Raw genomic sequence first — 21,535 nt, 5'->3', positions numbered from 1 at the left:
ACTGGGTCTGGCATTTCGACCTAGATCACTGTATATTTGAGTGTTGGACTTGGTGGAGACGCCTTGTCCAATGTTGAAAACTCAATAGGGGATGATCGGTTTCGACGGCGGTTGTCGATCGAGGGGAAGCGGGTCGAGAACGTGCGCTTTGCTCGTTAACGATGCGTACAACCAATTAAGTGCCAAACAAAAGAGCACTGACTTCGTCCTCGCTGCCTAGTAGCGCAGCAGGACCCTTAAAGTCCGTCAGCCCGGGGATTGCTTCTTCCCCGGTTCCTGGCGTCGTTTAGGAAGCCACTGGGGTTCCGCATTGTCAGCGGGCGGAACCCGACACTAAGTTGACTGAGCCTATTCGGTAGAGCGTCTGCACTTCGCCGAGGGCCGAGAAATAGTTTGTAGACTGCACCCGGAGAAGATCTCGGGGCCAACCGTCGGACGCGGGTTCGATTCCCGCCATCTCCACCAGCAGAGCCCGGAACCCTAGTGGTTCCGGGCTTTTTGCCGTGATTACAACGAAGAGCGGCTATCAGTTAGTCCTTTGGGCAGCCCCATGAATCTCAGCTTTGCCGGTCAGAAATGGCAAATATTGCCAAGAGAGCGAAAAAGTAGCCTAACGATAGGCGGTGGTTTCATGCGGGCCAGGTGGGTTGCTTCTACCTATCCGACCAGTTCGTCATCGTCTTTCTTGGCACCGTCGTCCTCAACAGCTGCATTTCCCCAGGGACGCTTGGTGCCGGCCATCGGAATGACAGCGAAGATGAGGACCAGGGCGAGCAGTACAGCGAAGCCGCACATGACCGAGGGGATTGAGGAGCGGGTGGCGGGATCTAGTACGGCGACAGCGGTGGTCGGGATGATGAAGACCAGGTAGCCAACAGCCAGCCAGTAGAGGGCGAGGCGCGTCTTCCGCTCAGCGATCTTTCTTCCCCACCAGAACGATAGGAAGGTACCGATTGCCAGGAGGACGTAGTAGTAGGTGCCGTAGAGCCACATGGCGTCATTGGCAGCCTGGAAGAAGACGTAGTTGCCCTCGCACTTATCCGAGGTGATGCCCCAGCCTGTGAATCCCCAGTAGAAAATGAAGAGCCCGGCCGCCACGTACATGACGATCTGGCCGATCAGGGATTTCTTGCCTGCAATCGACATGGCCAGGCTGATGCCCAGGGGCGGCAGCATGGTGATAGACATGTAGCCGATTCGAGCCCAGGAGAGCCCGGTCACCACCGTCTCGCAAACCAGGAACTCGGCGAGCTGGAAAATTCCCAGGAACACGAGGAGGGAGATGGTGAGCAGCCCGGTTCGGTTTAACCTGTAACGCAGTGCGATCCAGGCCGCACCAATGAACTCGATGGCCATGGTTGCGAACATGGCTTCGGGCGAGAAACATCCGGTGACACCTTTTGTGAAGGCGTTCTGTTTCCTAGGTTTGACTACCTCGGCCTGGTCGGACATGGTCCACTCCTTAAACGTGCGCAATCATTCGCTAGGCTATTTAACCCGTGTGGCTCGCCTGCTACTCCACCATGTCACGATAGGGATGGTCCCGGGACGAAATCGGCACTATTTGACGGTTGCGCTCTTGCTCGTAGGTTCTTCGATCAGGATTTCGAGGCGAGGACGCCCTCCGATAACCCAGTAGGCGAAGGCGACCACCACCGCGCCTCCGACCAGGTTCCCCAGGCCTACCCAGAGGAAGTTGTACCCGTAAAGGGCGAGTGTTCCGTTTGGGTCGCCGGTGAGGATTCCGATGGTGTAGGTGGTCATATTGGCGACCACATGCTCGTATCCCGAGGCAATGAACGCGGTGATAGCCACGAAGATGAGGGCAATCTTCGTGCCGTCTGACCTGACCCGGGATGACATCCAGATGGCAAGGCAGACCAGTACATTGCAAAGGACGCCGCGAGTGAAAAGTTCCAGGGGGCTCTCAGCGGCCTTACTGGCCAGCATGTCTGAAAGCATGGTCCCGGCAGCCTGGTTTGATACCAGTACCCCGGAGGCGACGATAAGGGCCCCGAAAAAGAGGGCACCGACCGCATTGGCGAGGACGATGAACCCGAGCGCGGCGGCAGACTGACCGAGGCGCGTCGTCCTCATCAAAACACCCAGGGGCAAAATCATCATGGCCGAGGTCGCGAGGTCAGCACCAGCGAAAACTGTCAGGGTCAAGGCAGCCCCGAAAACCAGGCCACTGACGAGCTTTCCGAAGCCGTCGCCGGCGGCAAGAAGGGGGCCGGCGGTTGAGACCATGAGGATCACGCCGATACCCATGTAGATGCCCGCCATCATTCCCGAGACGAAGAGTCGACCGGGTTTCCTCAAGGAGGCGACCTTGGCCACCGCGGTGGTGGCTTGCAAATCCAGGTTTTCAGAGAGTGTTAACACGCCTAGATCCTGCCAGATCCTCTGCGGAGCTAACCGGCCACTTCGTCCCAGTTGGGTCCCAACGTGAGCGATACCGCGCTCACCGGTGGCCTATCGTCATGGTTGGAGGTCGCCTAACATGGAGGGTGGCGGCAGTTTGCCGCACCAAATCTCTGTTAGGTGGTTTATTCCGTGGTTTCGGTTCACGATTCTTACAACATCGATCTACTTCCCGGCCTGAGCGCCCTCAGCAATCTGTCGCTGCGTTATCTCGCGTCGGAAGAGGACATTACCTGCAAGACCGACTCGGCCTGCGCAGTTGCCTACCTGGTAGCCTCCGATTCGGCAGCTGTCCCGGTCGAAGGTTGGGACCTCCCTTCCCTGGCGGCGGCCGGGTTTGAAGCCAAGTTGGGCCAGACGATGACCGTTCCTTCCACGACCGGTGCCACCACTATCTTCGTGGGCCTGGGTGACGAAGACGGTCTGGATGATGATGCGTACCGTGAGGCCGGGGCCGCTGTTTCCGGGGCTCTTGGAAAGCGAACCCAGGTTTGTGTGGTTCTGCCCGAAGCGACCATTCCGACCCAGGCTCAGGCTGTTGTTGAGGGTGTTCTCCTCGCCAACTACTCCCTGTCGTCGTTCAAGAACGAAGAAGATAGGGCTAAGCCTCTGACCTCCCTGACGGTTGCCGGGGGCGAGGCTGATGTAACCGAGTTGTTCGAGGTCGTGCTGCGCCGTGCCGTGGCTTATGCGCGTGCAACCTATATCGCCCGCGACCTGACGAACGCGCCCCCGGCGCACCTGACCCCGCGCACCCTCGCTGAAGTTGCGGTCCGCCTTGCCGATGAGTTCGGTTTTGAGGCCGAGGTCATAGATCGTCTCGAACTAGCTGAGATGGGCTGTGGGGGCATCGTTGGGGTCAACCGCGGTTCCGAGTACGAAGCTCGCCTCATCAAACTGCGCTTCGTTCCGGCCGAGACTCCTGCTTCTGCCGAGCGCCTCGCCATGGTTGGCAAGGGAATCACCTTCGACTCGGGAGGCCTCAGTCTGAAGCCCGCCTCTTCGATGGTTGATATGAAGACAGATATGGGTGGGGCCGCAGCCATCCTGGGTGCTTTCTCCGCCCTGGTCGACCTCGGGGTCACCACGCCGGTAGATGCCTGGCTGCCCACCACGGACAACATGATTTCGGGCAACTCCATGCGGGTTGGTGAGATCATTACTGCCCGCAATGGCAAGACCGTTGAGGTAACCAACACCGATGCTGAGGGGCGCCTCATCCTCATGGATGCGCTGGCTCTGGCAGCCGAAACCAACCCGGCGTGGATCGTTGACATCGCGACCCTGACCGGCGCTCAGATCATCGCCCTCGGGGATGACGTTGCGGCCGTGATGGGCAACAGTGACGCACTGCTGGATGAGGTCGAACAGGCCGCAGATGCTACCGGTGAAATGGTGTGGGAACTTCCGCTGCACAAGCGTTACATGAAGAACATGGAATCACCGCTGGCGGACCTGCAAAACGCCAACCTATCCAACAGGGGAGCGGGCAGTATTACGGCCGGGTTGTTCCTGTCGAACTTCGTTGCAGATGTGCCCTGGGTCCACGTCGATATCGCCGGTCCATCGGTCAGTTCGAAGGATGATCGCTGGGTTCGTCGGGGCGCAACCGGATTCGGCGCGAGGCTGCTGGCGAAGCTTGCTGAAGAGATCGGCGCCTAACCTGGCGTAATTTGCCACAATGCGCGGCATTTCAACGGTTGGGACCTGACAAACCACCCTTTGATGTGTAGCGTTTCCGTATGTCACGTCAGTGGCTTGAGTTGCTTCACCTACCAAGAGGATGACTAATGTCGATCAATCGCACTGAACTCGTTGCACAGATGGCTGAACGTTCGGGTCTGACCAAGGCCCAGGCTGATTCCGCCCTTGGAGCGTTCCAGTCCGTAATCATTGATGCTCTATCAGAGGGCGAGTCGGTTCGCGTAACCGGTCTGCTGTCGGTTGAGCGCGTCGAGCGTGCTGCTCGCACCGGTCGTAACCCGCGCACCGGTGAGGAAATTCAGATTCCTGCCGGCTTTGGCGTGAAGCTCACCGCAGGTTCGACGCTTAAGGCAGCTGTCGGAAAGTAGTGTGGGTCGCCGTTTTTCATGACCGGAGGGTTTGGAAATGGCGGAACACAATGTAAACCTTCGTAGCGGGGGTGGGGAAAAGTTTCCTCACCCCCGCTACGGGCTTAAGACCCCCGCTACGGGCTTAAGATTGGACGGTAGTACCTACCAACCCCGCTTCAGGAGCTATGAATGAACATCGTCATCTTGTCGTCGACCGAAGAGATCGCAAAGGCCGCCGCTGACCTTTACACCAACCTGCTGGCAGATAAGCCGAACGCAGTTCTGGGACTTGCCACCGGTTCATCGCCAGTTCCCGTCTACGATGAGCTGATCCGCCGCTATGAGGCCGAAGAGGTGTCCTTTAAGGACGCCACCGCGTTCCTGCTGGATGAGTATGTCGGCCTGCCTAAGGGTCACCCTGAGTCGTACGCTGAGTTCATCAAGCGGGTTTTTGTCTCCAAGGTTGATTTTTCCGACGGTGCGGTTAACGGCCCGGACGGCAACGCGTCGAACCCCAAGAAGGCCGCTGATGAGTACGAGGAGAAGATAGTCGCTTCTGGCGGTGTTGACCTGCAGATTCTTGGCATTGGTACCGACGGACACATCGCCTTCAATGAGCCGGGCGGGTCACTGGCATCGACCACCCACACCCAGGTTCTCACCGAGCAGACCCGCGTGGATAACGCTCGCTTCTTCGACGGAGATATCAACCAGGTGCCACGATTCTGCCTGACCCAGGGGCTGGCAACCATTGGCCGCGCCAAGTCCGTGGTACTCGTTGCCCAGGGCGAACAGAAGGCAGACGCCGTTGCGGCTCTTGTCGAGGGGGGCGTCAGTGCCCTGTGGCCGGCATCGGTCCTGCAGTTCCACAATGATGCAACGATCCTGGTGGATGAGGCCGCAGCTTCCAAACTGAAGTTGAAGGACTACTACCGCGCGGCATATGAGGGCGAGCAGGCTCTCTCCGCCCTCGAGGACTGACAGCCATGACTCAGCAGGCACCTCTGAGAGGTTCAGACGTCCTCGAACTGCCGAAGGTAAAGCCCAGCAAGGGTGACGGGGACGCGGATCGCTTCGCGCACTTTGTGCGAAAGGACCGTGCCAATCAGGCTGCGATCACGGGCCAGGCGGTGGTCGCGCTCTGCGGGAAGGTCTGGGTTCCCACCCGGGACGCAAAGAAGTACCCTGTCTGCCCACGTTGCAAAGCACTGCGCGATGAGGTTGGTAACCAGGGTAAAAACTGGCCCTTCGCCGACTAGCTGGGCTGGGCGCCGCGCCCGCTAACTTCGGCCTAGAACCGTTCGATCGGTGTTTCAGCGTCGTAGTAGCGGGTGCGAACCCCGGGTTCACCATCTGAGAGTCGCCACGCCTGGTAGGGCAGTTCATTACGGGAGAGTCGGTGGCGCTCCTGGGCCTGCAGGGTAGCTTCCGGCGACCAGCCCTCCGTAAGAATCTCCCCGTTCTTCACCAGGGGAACCTGCAGCAGCCGGGCCCCCGCGTCTTCCAGGCGACGGGTGTCCTCTTCAGGTGAGGCGCCCATGACCAGGGCCTCCTGAACCGCGCGGCCGTCGGGGCTGTAGAGGCGCCCGGCAACCTTGCGACCACCCACGGTTCCCTTCGACTCACTGAGCTTCGCAACGGGGACCGACTCACCGTCCTGACCCTCACGTTCGACAAGCTTGTAGACGAGGGCGGCGGTCGGGACACCGGATCCTGTGACGAGTTTTGTGCCCACACCGTAAGTGTCAACGGGGGCAGCTCCGAGAGAGGCAATCGCGTACTCATCAAGGTCTGAGGTAACGACAATCTTGGTTGAGTGGGCCCCCAGGGAATCGAGTTGCTCGCGGACCTGGAAGGCATGGGCAACGAGGTCACCCGAATCAATGCGGACCGCACCCAGCTCACTACCCGCAGCGCGGGCCGCCTCAACACCATTGATCACCCCCTGGTGGATGTCATAGGTGTCTACCAGGAGCGTGGTATCGGGGCCCAGGGTCGCGACCTGCGCGGCAAACGCATCCTTTTCAGAGTCCTGAATCAAAGTGAATGAGTGTGCTGACGTGCCGACGGTATCGATTCCATAGCGGCGCCCGGCCTCGAGGTCGGAGGTGGCAGTAAACCCGCCAATGACAGCAGCTCGAGCGGCTGAGACCGCCGCCCGCTCGTGGGTGCGGCGGGCCCCCCTGTCGATGCAGGGACGCCCGTGGGCTGCGATGGTCATGCGCGATGCCGCAGAGGCGACCGCACAGTCGAAGTTCAGCGCGGAAAGGAGCAGCGTTTCGAGCAGGGTCGCCTCTGCGAAAGTGCCCTCTACTGTGATGAGGGGGGAGCCCGGAAAATAGATCTCGCCCTCGGCATAGCCGTAGATATCTCCGGAGAACGTAAAGTTAGCCAGGAAATCAAGCGCCTCCTTACTGAGGAAACGCTGGTCTTCGAGCCACGCGATCTGGTCGTCGTCGAACTGGAAGCGTGCCAGCGCCTCAAGAATGCGTCCCGTTCCCGCGACGACCCCGTAGCGGCGGGAGCTACTGAACCTGCGCCCGAAGAGTTCAAACACAGAGCGTCTGTTGGCAACACCGGAGTGAATCGCGGCATCGACCATCGTCAGTTCATACTTGTCGGTCAACAGGGCAGTGGAATCTGAAGAAGCCATAGGCTAACGGTAGCCCTTCCGGGACCAAGGTGTGACACGAACTATCTGGCAGATACACCACCGTTGCTCCGGGAATGGAACGCGTCACGAGGTGGGAGGACTCACGAACCTTTCTAACCGCACCCCACCAAATTGTCATAAAGTCAGAATCGTGAATGATGCGCCAATCGGAGTTTTTGACTCAGGCCTGGGCGGCCTGACGGTAGCTCGTGCCATCATTGATCAACTTCCCAATGAAGACATCGTCTACCTCGGTGACAGTGCCCATACCCCCTACGGTCCACGCAGACTCAGCGAGGTTCGGAAGCTGACGCTTGCGGGCCTGGATCAGCTGGTTCAACTGGGTTGCAAATTGCTTGTAATTGCCTGCAATACCGCGACGGCCGCCGCACTGAGGGATGCCCGGGAACGCTATGTCAAGATGGGCATCCCGGTTATCGAAGTTGTGACTCCCGCTGCCCGCGGGGGAGCAGCAACCACCCGTAACGGCAGCATCGGCGTCCTCGGTACTGCTGCGACCGTTCGCTCAGGGGTCTACCTTGACGCGCTCGGCGCTGTTCCAGGGATCAGGGTGACCCAGAGCAGTGCCCCAAAGTTTGTGGAGTTTGTTGAGCGCGGCGAAACGACAGGGGAGGCCGTCACGGCCGCCGCAAAAGAGTACCTGGCACCCCTGGTTGAGGCCGATGTGGACACGGTGATCCTCGGTTGCACCCACTACCCACTTTTGACAGGTGTACTGGCACGAGAGTTGGGACCCGGCGTGCGGCTGGTGGCCTCGTCGGAAGCAACAGCGAATGCAACCTACTCCTCCCTCGTTGACCTCGACCTGCTTCATTCCCCACGCCAACCCGGTGACACCCCGAAGTACCGTTTCTACTCGACTGCTCCCAACCCTGAGTTTTCGACCCTGGCCCGCCGATTCTTGGGACCGGAGGTCTCCGGGGTTGAGCCGCTCACCGTGGAACTTGAGGTTGAAGGCGCAAAGAGTGCGCGGGGGGTCGCGGCGACCACAGAAAATGAGGAGCGCCTGTGAAGCTAACAATTCTAGGTGCCACCGGATCAATGTCCGGACCGTCCTCGCCCTCATCCAGCTACCTGGTTCAGGCAGACGGGGTCGATGATAAGACCGGAGAGAAGCGCACCTACTCGATCGTCCTCGATATGGGCCCGGGTTCCTTCGGTGAGTTGTGGAACCATATTGATCCGCAGGAGGTCGATGGCCTGTTCATCTCTCACGGCCACGCCGACCACCTGGCAGACGTCATCTCCTATTACGTCTTCCTCAAGTGGCACCCGGAGGGTTCGAAGCCGGCCCTGCTAACGGCCGGACCGCCCGGTATTTTTGAGCGGATCATGCAGATTGACGGCTACGCCACCACGGAGGAAATGGAGGGGTGCTTCGCATTTGAACCTCTCTCTGCCGGGCATGTCATCCGTGTGGGTCCGATGACTATCACGGCATTCCCCGGCTACCACTCGGTTGAGTCTTACGGCTTCCGCATTGAGGGGCCGTCATCCGAGGATAGTGGGGTCGTGACGATCGCCTACACCGGTGATACGGACAGCTGCGAGCAAATGACTGAAATGGCCCAGGGGGTCGATATCCTCCTGGCGGAGTGCGGCTTCACCGAAGAGCTCCAGACCCGGGGAATCCACCTCACCGGGGTTCGGGCGGGCGAGTTAGCGACAGAGGCCAACGTGAAGCACCTCGTCCTCACACATATTCAACCGTGGACTGATCCCGAGGTGGCCCGTACAGAGGCACGCTCCTCGTACTTAGGAACTATCGACATCGCCCGTACGGGCACCACCTGGGTGATCTAGCCGATCAGTTCGGCCAGGTGGGGTGCCATTGCCCGGATAGCTCGGGAGCGGTGCGAGATACTGTTCTTCTCAGCGGGAGTTAGCTCGGCCGTCGTCCTGTCAAACCCCCGGGGAATAAAGATTGGGTCGTAACCGAACCCTCCTTTGCCGCGAGGTGAGCGGGCTAGTCTGCCCTCGACGGTTCCCTCTGTAACCACCTCGGTTCCGTCCGGGAGGGCGAGGGCGACAGCACAGACGAACTTGGCCGCACGATGTTCGTCCGAAACGTCGCTGAGCTGAGCTAGAAGTAGGTTGAGATTTGCTTCGTCATCACCGTGCCTGCCTGCCCAGCGGGCCGAGAACACCCCGGGGGATCCGCCGAGGGCAGCGACGGAGATCCCGGAGTCATCGGCGAGGGCTGGTAGCTGGGTCTGCTGGGCCAGGTGACGAGCCTTTGTGAGGGCGTTGTCCGCAAAAGTGAGCCCGTCCTCCACCGGAGAGTCAACGTCAAAGTCCGCCATCGTCGCGACGGAAGCTGAGCTGAACCCGGGAAGGAGCGAGCTCAGCAGAGCGGTGATCTCTTCTACTTTGTGGGAGTTGGCCGTAGCGATGACAAGGGTGGGTGTGCTCACAGGCCCAGCTCTTCGCTGGAGATCTCAATGCCCAGCGGAGTGAGGATGGCCCTGGCCTGGAGCGAGTTGAGCCGATGGAGACCCTTCTCAGCCAGGTCCAGCATTTGCGTCAGTTCACCCCTGCTGAAGGGGGTTCCTTCAGCTGTGCCCTGCACCTCAACAAGTCCGCCACTGCCGAGTCCAACCACGTTCATATCTGTCTCAGCTGCCACGTCTTCTACATAGGGCAGATCGAGGACGGGTCGTCCGTCAACGATGCCAACCGAGACAGCGGCGACAGAGTCGGTGAGGACCCTGTGCTGGTTGCTCTTGGGGATGATTCCCCGGTCAACAGCCCAGGTGACGGCATCATGGAGGGCGAGCCAGGCGCCTGTGATTGCAGCGGTGCGGGTTCCCCCGTCGGCAACAAGGACGTCGCAGTCGATAACCACCGTGTTTTCACCGAGTGCCTGAAGGTTGACCGAGCTACGCAGGCTTCGGCCGATCAGTCGGGAGATCTCATGGGTTCTGCCACCGATCTTGCCGCGGACAGACTCGCGCTGGTTACGTTCGTTGGTTGAGCGGGGGAGCATGGCGTACTCGGCGGTTACCCACCCTTGGCCGCTACCCTTGCGCCAGCGCGGAACACCCTCGGTGAATGAGGCGACGCAAAGTACCCGGGTGCCACCTGTTTCGATGAGGACTGAACCCTCTCCGGTCGAGGTCCAACCCCGGGTGATCTTTACGGGACGTGCTTCATCGACCGCGCGGCCGTCTTTACGTGTTGTCTTCGTCATGGGTTCATCCTAGGCGGTTGCGCATTTGGTGCCGGGCTCACAGTTCATGTGTCACGCCTCTATCCCGAGGATGAGGACGGTGGTGCCGAACTGTCGGAGGGAGACGATACGGTGGATCCATGATGTTTGACTTTGCCCTCGCCCGCGGAGATTTTGACTCTGCGACCTACCATCGCGACTCCTTTGCAACGGACGCGATGGAACTAACCGGGATGACGATGGTCGTGGTGGCGCGCGAGCAAGGTGAGTTTGCGGTTCTTGGTGAGGGCGAAGCGACGGTGCTGTGGACTCCCGTAGGGGAGGGGTTGCGGGATCTAGTTTCCACGGTGGCGCCAGATCGGATCTGGTTCATGGGACGGGATCTTGATGGAGCCCCCAGAGTTGCGATCACACTTTCGGAAGAGGACCTGGACCAGGGTGGGTTAGTACGTCTCCTGCCAGAGGGTGTGAGGTGGATGGAACTGATGCAGTTCGCCCCTCACCTCGCGAATCATGAACTTTCGCTGCTTGCCACCCAGACCACCGCCCTGCTGGCCTGGCACCGTGCGACACGGTTCTGCATCCGTTGCGGGGGTGGGCTAAAGGTTCGCTCGGCTGGTTGGACAGCCCAGTGTGGAAAATGCGGTCACCTTGAGTACCCGAGGACGGATCCGGCAATCATCGCGGCGGTGCTGGACCCCGATGACCGCCTTCTCCTGGTTCACAACACCAACTGGTCTCCACTGCGCATGTCGCTGCCCGCCGGCTACGTCGACCCGGGTGAAAGTGCCGAACGAACCGTCGTGAGAGAGCTGCGAGAAGAGGTGGCGCTGGAGGTATTTGACCTGCAGTACATTGGTTCTCAACCGTGGCCCAGGCCCCGCTCCCTGATGCTCACCTACACGGCTCAGACGCACATGACAGAACCGACGCCTGATATGCAAGAGATAGATCGGGCCCGGTTCTTCTCCCGCGAAGAACTTCGAGAAGCGGTTGCAAAGGGGGCCGTTGTGCTGCCCGGTCCAGCCGCGGTGGCCCACACCGTCATCAATGCCTGGCTGGAAGGTGGTCTGGGATGATCGGCCAGGGCAGTCCTGAAGAGCTGCTTGACGCCCTTGATCCACAGCAGCGGGAGGTCGCACTGCAGGTCTCGGGCCCACTCTGCGTTCGAGCCGGTGCGGGGACCGGAAAGACGCGGGCTATCACCTACCGCATCGCCTATGGCAATGCTGTCGGGGCCGTTGATCCAGGCACCGTTCTAGCCGTGACCTTTACGTCGAAGGCCGCCGCAGAGATGGCGGTGCGACTTCGAGAGCTCGGTGCTGGCCGCGCCCAGGCCATGACATTTCACGGCGCTGCACTGAAGCAGCTGGGGTACTTCTGGCCCCGGGTCACCGGTGGGCCGCTGCCGAACCTGATGCCTCATAAGGCTGGTGTTGTTGCCTCAGCTGCCAGCAGGGTTGGGGTTCGGGCTGACCGTCTGGTTGTCCGGGACCTGGCTGCAGAGGTTGAGTGGGCCAAAGTGTCGATGGTGGGTCCAGAAGGGTATGAGGACTACGCGAGGAAGATGGGTAGAACCCCTCCTGCGGACCTCGACCTGCCTGATTTCTCCAGGTTCTATGAGGCGTATGAGCAGGCCAAGTCAGATCGCAACGCAATTGATTTCGAGGACGTTCTGCTGCTGCAGTGCGGGATGCTTGAAGATCGTGAGGATGTGGCCCGGTCGGTAAGGGCGCGTTACCGCAACTTCGTTGTGGATGAGTATCAGGATGTTTCCCCTGTCCAACAGCACCTGCTCGACCTCTGGAGAGGGGAGCGCACTGACATCTGTGTGGTCGGTGATGTCGCCCAAACCATCTACTCGTTTACAGGCGCGTCAGCCAGGTACCTAGAAGAGTTTCCGAAGCGGATGAAGGGGGCTCGCGTGGTGCAGCTGGTCCGTGACTACCGCTCGACCCCGCAGGTGGTAGCGCTGGCTAACCAGGTGGTTGCCAGCGCTAAAGGAATGGATGGTAAGTCCCGTTCCCCCGGGCTCCCCGGGGCCGTCAGGCTGCAGGCTCAAAGACCCATGGGACCGGCTGTGACCTACGATCGCTACGATCACGACCTCGCGGAAGCCGAGGGCATTGCTGAGAAGATTAGGGGCTTGCGCCAGCAGGGTGTGGCACTGTCAGAGATCGCCGTCCTGTACCGGGTGAACGCGCAGTCCGAGGCGTTTGAAGAGGTCTTCTCCGATGCCGGGATTCCGTTTCAAGTTCACGGTGGCAGTCGCTTTTTTGACCGAGAAGAGGTCAAGCGCGCCATCCTCCTCATCCGCCAGCAAGCCCGAGTCCGTACCTTGGCAGGACAGGAAACCTCAGACCTGGTGGGGATGGTAGCCGAGGTGATTGGGACGCTGGGGTGGCAAAAGAAGGCCCCCGCGACGGCGGGAGCTGTGCGCGACCGCTGGGCCAACCTTGACGCACTGCTTGAGCTCGCTCGACGCAATCCCGACAGGTCTCCAGAACAGTTTGTCTCGGAGCTTGAAGAGCGCTCGGTTTCTAAGGCGGCGCCCACGGTTGAAGGAGTGGTTCTTTCGACACTCCATGCGGCCAAGGGGCTTGAGTGGGACGCCGTGTTTCTTGCCGGGCTCTCAGAGGGGCTGATGCCAATCTCGCTCGCAACGACAGCCGAGGGGGTTGAGGAGGAGCGCCGCCTTCTCTACGTGGGAATCACCCGGGCTCGCGAGCACCTCTGTATCTCCTATTCCCTAGCGCGGTCAGCTGACCGCAAGGGCAAGCGCGCCGTTAGTCGCTTCCTCAGTCCAATGTGGCCCCGAGAGAATGCATCCCGCGGGAGGTGGACAGCCTCTGGCAGCAAGCCTGCTTCTATCGGAAAGCCGAAGACCAGCGACCTCAACAAGCTGTTCCTTGACAGTGCGGACGAAGAGACCCGAGAACTGTTCGAAGAACTACGGCAGTGGAGGTTGGGAGTCTCTCGTGAGGTGGGCAAACCCGCCTACACGATCCTCACGGACGCCGCCCTGCGTGGTGTTGCGGAGGCGAAGCCGCGCACACTGAAACAGCTCGGAGCACTGAGGGGGATAGGCGCCGTCAAACTTGAGAACTGGGGTACCCCTCTTCTGAGAATGGTTCGCGGTTACCTGCCAGATTAGGCAGGAGGGTGGATCCCAGTAGTTTAGGCGGCCACCGGCGCCGGTGCCGGGATCGTGATGGGACCGATTCCGCAGGAACACCTCGGGTGTGGGTACCACTCGCGTACCTCAACCCCCGTCGGTCCAACCGTGAAGGAATGCGAAACGCTCTGCACCCCCGTGGGTGTTTTTGCGCCGGAAGGAGCATCCCCGGTGGCGGCACTGTTAATGAGCATCACGGCCAGGCCGGCCGCAGTGAGGCACATATGGGCCGGGGTGTACGGAGGGGGAGCAGCCGCGATTGCCAGTGCCGACATTGCCCACAGCGGGTAGGAGTCCTGCACCGTTAGGTCCACGCACACCGCGCATCCCGTGACTCCCGGAACTATCAGGGGACCCACCTGTACCTCACGGTCACGACGGACTACGGGAAGGTGGGGTGTGTCTTCAGAGAGGAGCCGACCCAGAACTCCGTGGTCCCAAACACCGGGGGAGCAGATCACTGCCAGGTCAGGGGTTCCGAGACCCCCGACCCGCAGACCCGAGTAGCGTTCTCGCAGGTAGCGGGAGAGGACACTCTGCCTTCTCTTACCGAACTCGGACTCTGTGAATGCCGGAGGCGCGACCTCATCAACGACCCTGCGGTCCCGCAGCTCAATCTCTCGAGCGCCCTCTTCAGCGAGCAGGATGGCAATCCTTGAGCCAATGCGGTCCAGGCCCGAGATACGCATACGCAGGTCTGCGAGTGGGTTGACTTTCTCTGCGAGAAGCCCCACGGAGTCCAGCATTGTGAGGATCTCATGCTGACGCTCAGAAAGACGGAGCGTCGGTGTCCCTGCTGGCGAGCTGTTTCTGTTGGACCGGGAAGGGGGTGAAGCAAGGCCGCGGACCCAGTCGACCTCTGACTTAGACAGGTCAGAGAAGATAACGGTTCGAGGAATGGCCGAGCCCACCTGGAGTTTGCCCGGCTCAATCTCTCCGATAAATGTCTGGGGACGTAGCGTCCTCATCAAATCACCGCCCGGATAATTAGGTTAGGAAAGTTCTCGTTCCCTAACCTTGACCCAGAAAGCAATGTTCTGTCCGAGAATTTGCCAGCCTGTGGATAACTCGTCTTTTGCGGTGGGCTGTGGAAAGTTAGTCCGCTTCAGTTGAGCCCGCGGGACTACCGGGTTCCTCACCTCGCATACTCTTCGGCACGGAGTCGTCAAAACCCAGGGTTCCTTCGAGGAGAGCTGAAAGCTGGCTGTCCAGTTCACTCAGTTCGGGATCGGTGGGCTTCTCATCGAAGAACGTCTCTGGTTCGGCAAGGTGAGAGGGAGAGGGGACCCGGTCCGGGTGGGACCAGAGTGCGTCGCGGGCCTCAGCTCCGTCGGCCTCCTGAATCCTGCGGAAGATGGTTGCGGCGCTGCGGGTGTGTCGAGGACGAAGTTCAATGCCCACGAGGCGACGCAGGAGCATCTCACCGGAAGATCCTGTAACGCGGCGGCGACGCATCATTTCACGCATCTGATTTGCATGGGGAAGGTAGGGGCTGATTGCCTCTGTGGTGACGACCTCGACCCATCCTTCGATGAGGGCGAGCAGGCTCTCCAGCCTCTCCTGAGCACTCTTCTGAGCCTCGGTTGGAACAGATGAGAAGACCCCGTCGCTCATGGCCAGCTCGATGGACTCAGGATCACTTGGGTCAACCGAACGAGCCGCGTCCATGATGGCTTCCTGGTCGATAGAGATCTCACTTGAGTAGCGCTCAATAGCGAGGAGAAGATCGTGTTTGAGCCAGGGGACGGAGGCGAAGAGTCGGGCATGGGCACATTCCCGAGCGGCCATGAACTGCTCGACCTCTTCAAAGGGAACGTCGAGGCCATCCGCAAACTCACCCAGGTTGGCAGGGATCAGAGCCGTCACGTTTCCCTCGGTGAGGGGCAGCCCGGAGTCCGTGGTGCCCAGCGCCTCCTTTGCCATCTCTGTAAGCGCGGAACCAATCTGAGCGGCAAATGCCATGGCCGCCATCTTGGGCAGCATGGAGGAGATTGACTGGGCCAACCCATCCATCCCCTCCGGCAGGCCATGACCGTCTCCGAGTTCGGTCTGCATCGCGTCGGCCATCGCCCTCGAGGCATTCTCAGCAATTGGATTACAGATCCGTTTCCAGGCGGGTAGTGTCTGGTCGATCCACTCCACCTTGCTCCATGCCTCACGAGCTACTCCGGGAACAGCGAAAGCTGTGACCGGGTCCAGCCAGAGATCGGCTACTGAAAGAGCCTGGCGCACGCCCTGGGCTTGGGCTGCTGTAAGGCGCGGATCACCGGACTGGAAAACCTGCTGGCGTGACAGCTCATCCACCATGCGCCAGTTCACCGGCTCGGTGGAGGAGTTCATCATGAAACGCATCTGGCCCAGGGCCTGAGAAAGTTCCTGGGGCGAACCTAGTCCTGGAAATGCGGAGAGGTCGAATCCCTGTGTGCGCATCGCCTCAAGGGCATCATAGGCCGCACCTTCACCCAGGAGTGACTCAAGGAACTCCCGGAGGGGATCATTGCTGTTATCCGAAGAAGAGTTTGGGTTCTGGTCCATGGTTAAAGCCTATCTTCACCGGGGATAGCGGGCCTTACGCCCTCGGCCGAAATACGGATCACCTCCATGGGGCACAATTGCCGAATGGAAACGATCTCCGCACCATCATCGCAGGACCATCAAGAGCTGTGGGTGACCCGCTGGACCAAGATAGTCGCGGCGACGTTCGCTGTAATCATCTTCCTGGTGCTGGTGTCGCTGGTTCCGGTTGGATACGTCATCCAGTATCCGGGACCAACAATCAACGTTCTGGGGGACCAGGGCGACACCACCATCCTCGAGTTCTCTCAGTCTGGTGACTTTGACGATTTGGCTGTCCGCGTGGAAGGCGAGGATGATGGCGAACTTCGAATGGTGACGGTTTCAACCCTGGGCGGTCCGGGGACCACGGTTCGCGTTGGTGACATCGTGAAGTCGTGGTTCACCCCCGGGGCGACGGTACGGAAGTACTCCGACCTCTACGCGCCTCAAACTACCGCCGAGGACGTGGCCAGTGCGGGCGCAGCCCAGATGGAGTCCTCCCATTCTGCGGCAGCAATCGCGGCCATGGACTACCTGGGTGCCCCAATGGTGACCGAGATGATTGTGGTGGGAACGTCCGAGGGAAGTGACGCTGAAGGCAAACTGCTTGAGGGCGACATCCTGGTTTCTATTGAGACCTCGGACGGGTTTGTCCACGAGGTCGATAAGCCCTCGGTACCCTTTTCGCTGCTCGAGGAGACCGAGCCCGGGACAACCCTCGTGGTCACCGTTTTGCGTGAGGGTGAAGTTCTTCCCGTGAACATCGTGACCAGTGCACCGGTCGTTCCCGAGGGCGAAGAGCCTGTTGAAGGTTCAAAGATGGGAATCTATCTGGGTGCGAACACAGAGCTGGCCATGGATGTCGTTATCCACCTGGAACGTGTTGGTGGACCCTCGGCTGGGCTCGTGTTCGCCCTCGGGATCATCGACCGCCTGACACCCGACGGAATAACTGGGGGTGAGACGGTTGCTGCCACCGGCGCACTGGACTTCGTTGGCAACGTCATTCCCATCGGCGGGGTGGTGCAGAAGATGTATGGGGCGCAACGTGACGGGGCGGAGTGGTTCCTGCTTCCCGCAGAGAACTGTGCGGAAGCAGCCGGTCGGGAACCAAACGGCCTCAGCGCTGTGCCCGTGAGGACACTGGCTGAGGCCGTGGGAGCCGTGGAGGCAATCGCCGCGGGGCAGGGGGCTGATCTACCGGGCTGCCCCATATCGGTCAGTTAGGTCGATACCCAACCTGATCTCAGGCTGAGCGTTCGTCGGGTGCAAAGCCCATCTTCAGGGCCTCCACCAGCGCGGGCACCAGGTTCTCCCCCTTACCAACGCGGTTTGGATCATCAAAGGTGCGGGCTCGGACGGCGCACCACGAGTCACCATCACGGGTCACGCCTATGGTGAGGCGAACATCGGTTCGGGCCGGGTGGCTGCTGATGAACTCCAGCGCGGCCTCCGGATCCTCAGGCGCCTCGTCTTCGACCTCGGGGGGAACAATGATGCGCTCAACCGTCAGGGCTGACCCGAACACCGTCTCGGGCCACGCCAGCTTGGGTAGGGTCTCTTCAAGTTCATCGTTCGGAATCGAGTCCTGAAGGATAGCTGAAAGGTGCTCTGACGTGCCGTCCCACGCCTCACGAAGGTCGTTGAGGACGTCCTCGGGAATATCGGGAGTCTCAAGAAGCTGCCGGGTGGGAACAAGGGCGTAGACAGCCGGGGGACGATCCCAGCCGAGGCGGGCAGCCCCGGCTTCAATCTCTTCCGTCACCTTACGTAGTGCTGCCGAGGCAGGGGGGAGCACGAACTCGACGTTGACGGATTCGTCGTGCCGCTCTTCTGGTTGCTTGTTTTCGCTCATGGCGGCAATAGTATCTGCTTGCTGGTGGCAGGGGAGAGCAGGGGTAGAATGGCCCTGATTCTCTAGAGCACATCTTTCGAATCGCGCCCCAAAGAGAGGATAGCGGTGACATTCTTCCCGACGGCAACGCCGGAACCAGACGACGCCAACCGGAGACCACGACCTCCAAGTGGTGAGCAAGTTTCAATCAAGGCTGCACTGCGCAACCCGCTCACAATCACGATCGGGATCATCGTCATTCTCGGTGTTCTCATCTACGCGGCCTCACAGATCTGGACCGAGGTCCTCTGGTTTGACCAGCTGGGGGCGGCCCGCGTTCTCTGGACCCGTTGGGGTGCAACCGCAGGCCTGTTTGTGATCACATTTGCCATTCAGTTCGCAGCCCTCATGGGAGCTGTGACATGGGCTTATCGGACGAGGCCGCAGCGGCTCGTTGGCCAGAGCGGTTCGAACCTGCGTGAGTACCAGGCGGCACTGGAGCCGTTCCGCAAGGTGGTCTTCTGGGGTATTCCGGCGGTAATTTCCTTCATGACCGCGGCGGGAATGGCCTCCCAGTGGCAGACATTCCTGGTGTGGTGGAACCGTACCCCGTTCGGTGAGGTCGACCCTCAGTTCGGCATAGACATTAGCTTTTATGTCTTTACCCTTCCGATCCTCGAGATCGTTCTGTCGTTCCTGCTGAACACACTGGTGGTTGCTGTTCTAGCCGTCATCGTCATCGGCTACCTCTACGGTGGAATCACTTTCAGCCCCCGATTCAACATGACCAACAGTGCGCGCATGCAGATTGGTCTGCTCGGTGCAGGTCTGTCACTGGTCGTTGCGCTGCGCTACTGGGTTGGGATCTACTCCCTCGTCCTCAAAAACGGGGAACTGGTGGATGGCGCACTCTATAAAGAGGTCAATGCGGTTCTGCCAGCACAGATGATCCTTGCGGTAATCTCCCTGCTGGTTGCCGTCCTCTTCGTCATCGCTGCCTTCCGAGGTACGTGGCGCCTTCCCGCTGTTGGTGTTGCCGTCACGGTGGTCTCAGCGCTTGTCGTAGGCGGGGCTTACCCGGCGTTGATCCAGCAGTTCCGTGTCACTCCGAACGCCCGCCAGATGGAAACCCCCTACATCCAGCGCAACATCGATGCCACGCTTGCGGCCTTTGGGCTGGATGAGGTCGACTACCAGACCTATGCGGCCAAGACGGATGTTGCCCCCGGACAGCTTCGCGGAGATGCTGAGGCCACCTCGCAGATTCGTCTCCTTGACCCTATGGTCATCTCTCCGACGGTGCGTCAGCTGCAGCAGTCGCGCCCCTACTACACGTTCGACTCCAAGCTTTCAGTTGACCGCTACACCATTGATGGTGATCGACGGGATACCGTCATTGCAGTCCGTGACATCAACCAGAGCGGCCTCCAGCCGGAGCAGCAGACATGGGTCAACATGCACACTGTTTACACCCATGGTTTCGGTGTCGTAGCGGCCTATGGCAACACGGTTCGTCCCGATGGCACCCCCGCGTTCTGGGAGTCCTCCATTCCGTCAGTCGGAGAAATGGGCGACTACGAACCACGGGTTTACTTCTCTAAGACCTCGCCTGAGTACTCTATTGTCGGTGCTCCTGAAGGCGCCGTACCTCAGGAACTTGACTACCCGGATGACAACGCCCCTTCGGGTCAGGTTCAGACAACCTTCTCCGGAGATGGTGGACCCTCGGTCGGTAACCCCTGGAACAAGCTGCTTTACGCCATCAAGTTCGGTTCCACGGACATCTTCTTCTCGCAGCAGACTAACTCTGAGTCGCAGATTCTCTATGACCGCGACCCGATGCTGCGCGTTGCGAAGGTTGCTCCCTACCTGAACCTCGAGCAGAAGGCGTACCCCGCAGTCGTCGATATGGATGGCGATGAGTCGACGCCTAAGCGCCTGGTGTGGATCGTTGATGCGTACACCACCTCGGCCAACTACCCGTACTCGGAGCGGGTCTCCCTGGGACAGGCAACGATTGACTCGAGGACCGATCGAGCGTCAATGTTTAGCTCAGACACCGTGAACTACATCCGCAACTCGGTGAAGGCCGTGGTTGACGCCTATGACGGTTCAGTGACCCTGTACACCTGGGATTCTGAAGACCCCATCCTTGCCTCATGGAAGGGTGTTTACCCGGGAATGATTCAGGACATGTCAGAGGTTTCGGGTGACCTAATGTCCCACTTCCGCTACCCGGAGGATCTGTTCAAGGTTCAGCGTTCTCTACTTGAGACCTACCACGTCACAGAGGCCGCTGAGTTCTACACCGGTGGTGACCGCTGGCGTCTCTCAGAGGACCCCACAACTACCGCAACAGATACTGCTACCGGTACTCAGCAGGTTCAAGCTCCCTACTACCTGACCATGCAGATGCCGGGTCAGGAGAGCGCGGAGTTCTCGCTGACCTCGGTCTACGTGCCCGCGGGTGGTGGGGAATCACGTCGTGCGGCAATGGCAGGATTCCTCGCGGTCGACTCTGAGACCGGCAACACCCCGGGAGAAGTCCGGGAGGATTACGGCAAGTTGCGTCTGATGGCACTGCCTTCCTCCACGACCGTTCCGGGCCCAGGACAGGTTCAGAACAACTTCAACACTGACCAGACTGTTGCCACTCAGCTAAACCTGCTGAGCCAGCAGGGCTCTTCGGTTATCCGAGGTAACCTTCTGACGCTTCCTGTGGGCGGCGGCCTGCTCTATGTTCAGCCGGTCTACGTTCAGTCAACCGGATCCACCTCGTACCCCGTCCTGCGCTACGTCCTCACAGCATTCGGTGAACAGGTGGGCTTTGCCGCCACCCTGAACGAAGCACTCGATCAGACCTTCGCGGGTGATGCACAAGCAACCACCGGTGACGGTGAGGTTGAGCCAGGTGCAGAGGGTGAAGAGGGTGCAGAACCAACAGTCCCTGTAACGAGCGAACAGGCTCTGAACGATGCGATTCTCAAGGCCCGGGATGCGATGCTCGCCGCTGATGCTGCGATGAAGGCCGGTGACTGGACTGCCTACGGCAAGGCTCAGGAAGCTCTCGATGCAGCACTCAATGAGCTGGTTCGCCTCCAGGAGCTGGCTAACGACCCGCCGGCAGCCGGCGAGGGCGCCCAGAGTGGCGCAGATGAGTCCTTCGGTACCCTCGGAGAAAATGCCGAGACAGCAACTGACGGCAACTAACAGTTAGAAGCTAGAGGCGGGCAGGGCCATTCCAATGGAACTGCCCGCCTCTGCTGTCTAGGTGTTTGCACATGTCAGTGATAGTTCGGCGTCCAACCTTGGTGAGGGATAACACGCTTGCGGCGGTTGCGACTGCCTCTTCACCCCACGTAGACTTGTATTTACCGACGCGGGGTGGAGCAGCTCGGTAGCTCGCTGGGCTCATAACCCAGAGGTCGTCAGTTCAAATCTGGCCCCCGCTACTAAAAGAAAGACCCAGTCCATCTGGACTGGGTCTTTTGCTTTCCCCGGCCCCTCCGGGGGCTAGGTTGCGGGTTAATGGCCAGAACGTGGTGTTTTAGCCGGGCGTGTCGTTAGGGTTGCCATCTTCCTGCCCAGCCTTTTCGTGTCCAGAGTCCGTCTTCGGGGCTGGTTTGGGTGTCCCATTGTTGGGGTCCGG

General features: G+C 60.1%; 18 protein-coding genes, 1 tRNA gene and 1 other RNA gene. 12 read left to right on the top strand and 8 right to left on the bottom strand.

Features of this window, described 5'->3' with window-relative positions; all coding sequences use genetic code 11:
* The first annotated feature begins 87 nt into the window (after positions 1-87).
* Positions 88-465: a transfer-messenger RNA gene (gene ssrA / locus CS903_RS00100) on the top strand.
* Positions 466-657: 192 nt separating this feature from the next.
* Here ssrA and CS903_RS00095 read toward each other — a convergent pair.
* Together CS903_RS00095 and CS903_RS00090 are read right to left on the bottom strand one after the other, a co-directional pair.
* On the bottom strand, positions 658-1,452 hold the full coding sequence (locus CS903_RS00095; RefSeq protein ID WP_099331524.1) for a hypothetical protein: 795 nt from the start codon (positions 1,450-1,452) through the stop codon (positions 658-660).
* A gap of 108 nt (positions 1,453-1,560) precedes the next feature.
* Entirely contained in the window at positions 1,561-2,385 is an 825-nt protein-coding gene (locus CS903_RS00090) for a formate/nitrite transporter family protein (protein ID WP_099331523.1), read from the bottom strand.
* A gap of 159 nt (positions 2,386-2,544) precedes the next feature.
* Here CS903_RS00090 and CS903_RS00085 point away from each other — a divergent pair, with 159 nt between their 5' ends.
* The 4 genes from CS903_RS00085 (at position 2,545) to CS903_RS00070 (ending at position 5,737) form a co-directional block, all read left to right on the top strand.
* Positions 2,545-4,086: a leucyl aminopeptidase gene (locus tag CS903_RS00085; RefSeq protein ID WP_099331522.1), complete on the top strand. Its 1,542-nt coding sequence runs from the start codon at positions 2,545-2,547 to the stop codon at positions 4,084-4,086.
* A gap of 128 nt (positions 4,087-4,214) precedes the next feature.
* Entirely contained in the window at positions 4,215-4,496 is a 282-nt protein-coding gene (locus CS903_RS00080) for an HU family DNA-binding protein (protein ID WP_099331521.1), read from the top strand.
* 171 nt (positions 4,497-4,667) lie between these two features.
* Positions 4,668-5,459: a glucosamine-6-phosphate deaminase gene (gene nagB / locus CS903_RS00075; RefSeq protein WP_099331520.1), complete on the top strand. Its 792-nt coding sequence runs from the start codon at positions 4,668-4,670 to the stop codon at positions 5,457-5,459.
* A gap of 5 nt (positions 5,460-5,464) precedes the next feature.
* The gene (locus tag CS903_RS00070) at positions 5,465-5,737 is read left to right on the top strand and encodes a DUF3039 domain-containing protein (protein WP_099331519.1); all 273 of its coding nucleotides are present in this window, start codon (positions 5,465-5,467) and stop codon (positions 5,735-5,737) included.
* Positions 5,738-5,769: 32 nt separating this feature from the next.
* Here CS903_RS00070 and CS903_RS00065 read toward each other — a convergent pair whose 3' ends face one another.
* Entirely contained in the window at positions 5,770-7,131 is a 1,362-nt protein-coding gene (locus CS903_RS00065; RefSeq protein WP_099331518.1) for a nicotinate phosphoribosyltransferase, read from the bottom strand.
* A 151-nt stretch (positions 7,132-7,282) separates the two neighbouring features.
* Here CS903_RS00065 and murI point away from each other — a divergent pair, with 151 nt between their 5' ends.
* On the top strand, positions 7,283-8,164 hold the full coding sequence (gene murI, locus CS903_RS00060) for a glutamate racemase (protein ID WP_099331517.1): 882 nt from the start codon (positions 7,283-7,285) through the stop codon (positions 8,162-8,164).
* Positions 8,161-8,955 carry an MBL fold metallo-hydrolase gene (locus tag CS903_RS00055; RefSeq protein WP_099331516.1) on the top strand — a complete coding sequence of 265 codons (795 nt, stop codon included), beginning with the start codon at positions 8,161-8,163 and terminating at the stop codon, positions 8,953-8,955. Before murI ends, CS903_RS00055 begins: the two co-directional genes overlap by 4 nt.
* Here the strand turns inward: CS903_RS00055 and rdgB are convergent.
* Both rdgB and rph read right to left on the bottom strand, forming a co-directional pair.
* Positions 8,952-9,566 (bottom strand): RdgB/HAM1 family non-canonical purine NTP pyrophosphatase, encoded by a 615-nt coding sequence (rdgB, locus tag CS903_RS00050; RefSeq protein ID WP_099331515.1) that lies wholly within the window; start codon positions 9,564-9,566, stop codon positions 8,952-8,954. The genes CS903_RS00055 and rdgB overlap by 4 nt on opposite strands.
* A complete protein-coding gene (gene rph, locus CS903_RS00045; RefSeq protein ID WP_099331514.1) occupies positions 9,563-10,342 on the bottom strand; it encodes a ribonuclease PH in 780 nt (259 codons plus the stop codon). Before rph ends, rdgB begins: the two co-directional genes overlap by 4 nt.
* A 119-nt stretch (positions 10,343-10,461) precedes the next feature.
* On the opposite strand from rph, the gene nudC reads away from it, so the two are divergent.
* Together nudC and CS903_RS00035 are read left to right on the top strand one after the other, a co-directional pair.
* Positions 10,462-11,400: an NAD(+) diphosphatase gene (gene nudC, locus CS903_RS00040; RefSeq protein WP_099331513.1), complete on the top strand. Its 939-nt coding sequence runs from the start codon at positions 10,462-10,464 to the stop codon at positions 11,398-11,400.
* Positions 11,397-13,475: an ATP-dependent DNA helicase UvrD2 gene (locus tag CS903_RS00035; protein ID WP_099331512.1), complete on the top strand. Its 2,079-nt coding sequence runs from the start codon at positions 11,397-11,399 to the stop codon at positions 13,473-13,475. The genes nudC and CS903_RS00035 overlap by 4 nt, the downstream gene beginning before the upstream one ends.
* 23 nt (positions 13,476-13,498) lie before the next feature.
* On the opposite strand, the gene CS903_RS00030 is transcribed toward CS903_RS00035, so the two are convergent.
* Together CS903_RS00030 and CS903_RS00025 are read right to left on the bottom strand one after the other, a co-directional pair.
* Positions 13,499-14,464 carry a hypothetical protein gene (locus CS903_RS00030; RefSeq protein WP_099331511.1) on the bottom strand — a complete coding sequence of 322 codons (966 nt, stop codon included), beginning with the start codon at positions 14,462-14,464 and terminating at the stop codon, positions 13,499-13,501.
* Between the two features lie 127 nt (positions 14,465-14,591).
* Complete coding sequence (locus CS903_RS00025) at positions 14,592-16,031, bottom strand: zinc-dependent metalloprotease (RefSeq protein ID WP_099331510.1); 1,440 nt, start codon at positions 16,029-16,031, stop codon at positions 14,592-14,594.
* 84 nt (positions 16,032-16,115) lie between these two features.
* Between CS903_RS00025 and CS903_RS00020 the strand changes: the two genes are divergently transcribed.
* Positions 16,116-17,279 carry a YlbL family protein gene (locus tag CS903_RS00020; protein WP_164996621.1) on the top strand — a complete coding sequence of 388 codons (1,164 nt, stop codon included), beginning with the start codon at positions 16,116-16,118 and terminating at the stop codon, positions 17,277-17,279.
* Positions 17,280-17,298: 19 nt separating this feature from the next.
* Here the strand turns inward: CS903_RS00020 and CS903_RS00015 are convergent, their stop codons facing one another.
* A complete protein-coding gene (locus CS903_RS00015; protein ID WP_242491674.1) occupies positions 17,299-17,907 on the bottom strand; it encodes a PPA1309 family protein in 609 nt (202 codons plus the stop codon).
* A gap of 186 nt (positions 17,908-18,093) precedes the next feature.
* Between CS903_RS00015 and CS903_RS00010 the strand changes: the two genes are divergently transcribed.
* Both CS903_RS00010 and CS903_RS00005 read left to right on the top strand, forming a co-directional pair.
* Positions 18,094-21,096: a UPF0182 family membrane protein gene (locus tag CS903_RS00010; protein WP_099331863.1), complete on the top strand. Its 3,003-nt coding sequence runs from the start codon at positions 18,094-18,096 to the stop codon at positions 21,094-21,096.
* A gap of 168 nt (positions 21,097-21,264) precedes the next feature.
* Positions 21,265-21,338: transfer RNA gene (locus CS903_RS00005), tRNA-Met, on the top strand.
* The last annotated feature ends 197 nt before the right edge of the window (positions 21,339-21,535 follow it).

This window comes from Actinomyces minihominis (assembly GCF_900187855.1).
Classification (GTDB): domain Bacteria; phylum Actinomycetota; class Actinomycetes; order Actinomycetales; family Actinomycetaceae; genus Scrofimicrobium; species Scrofimicrobium minihominis.
Note: the sequence above shows the minus strand (reverse complement) of the source record. Positions and strands in the feature narration are given on the sequence as shown.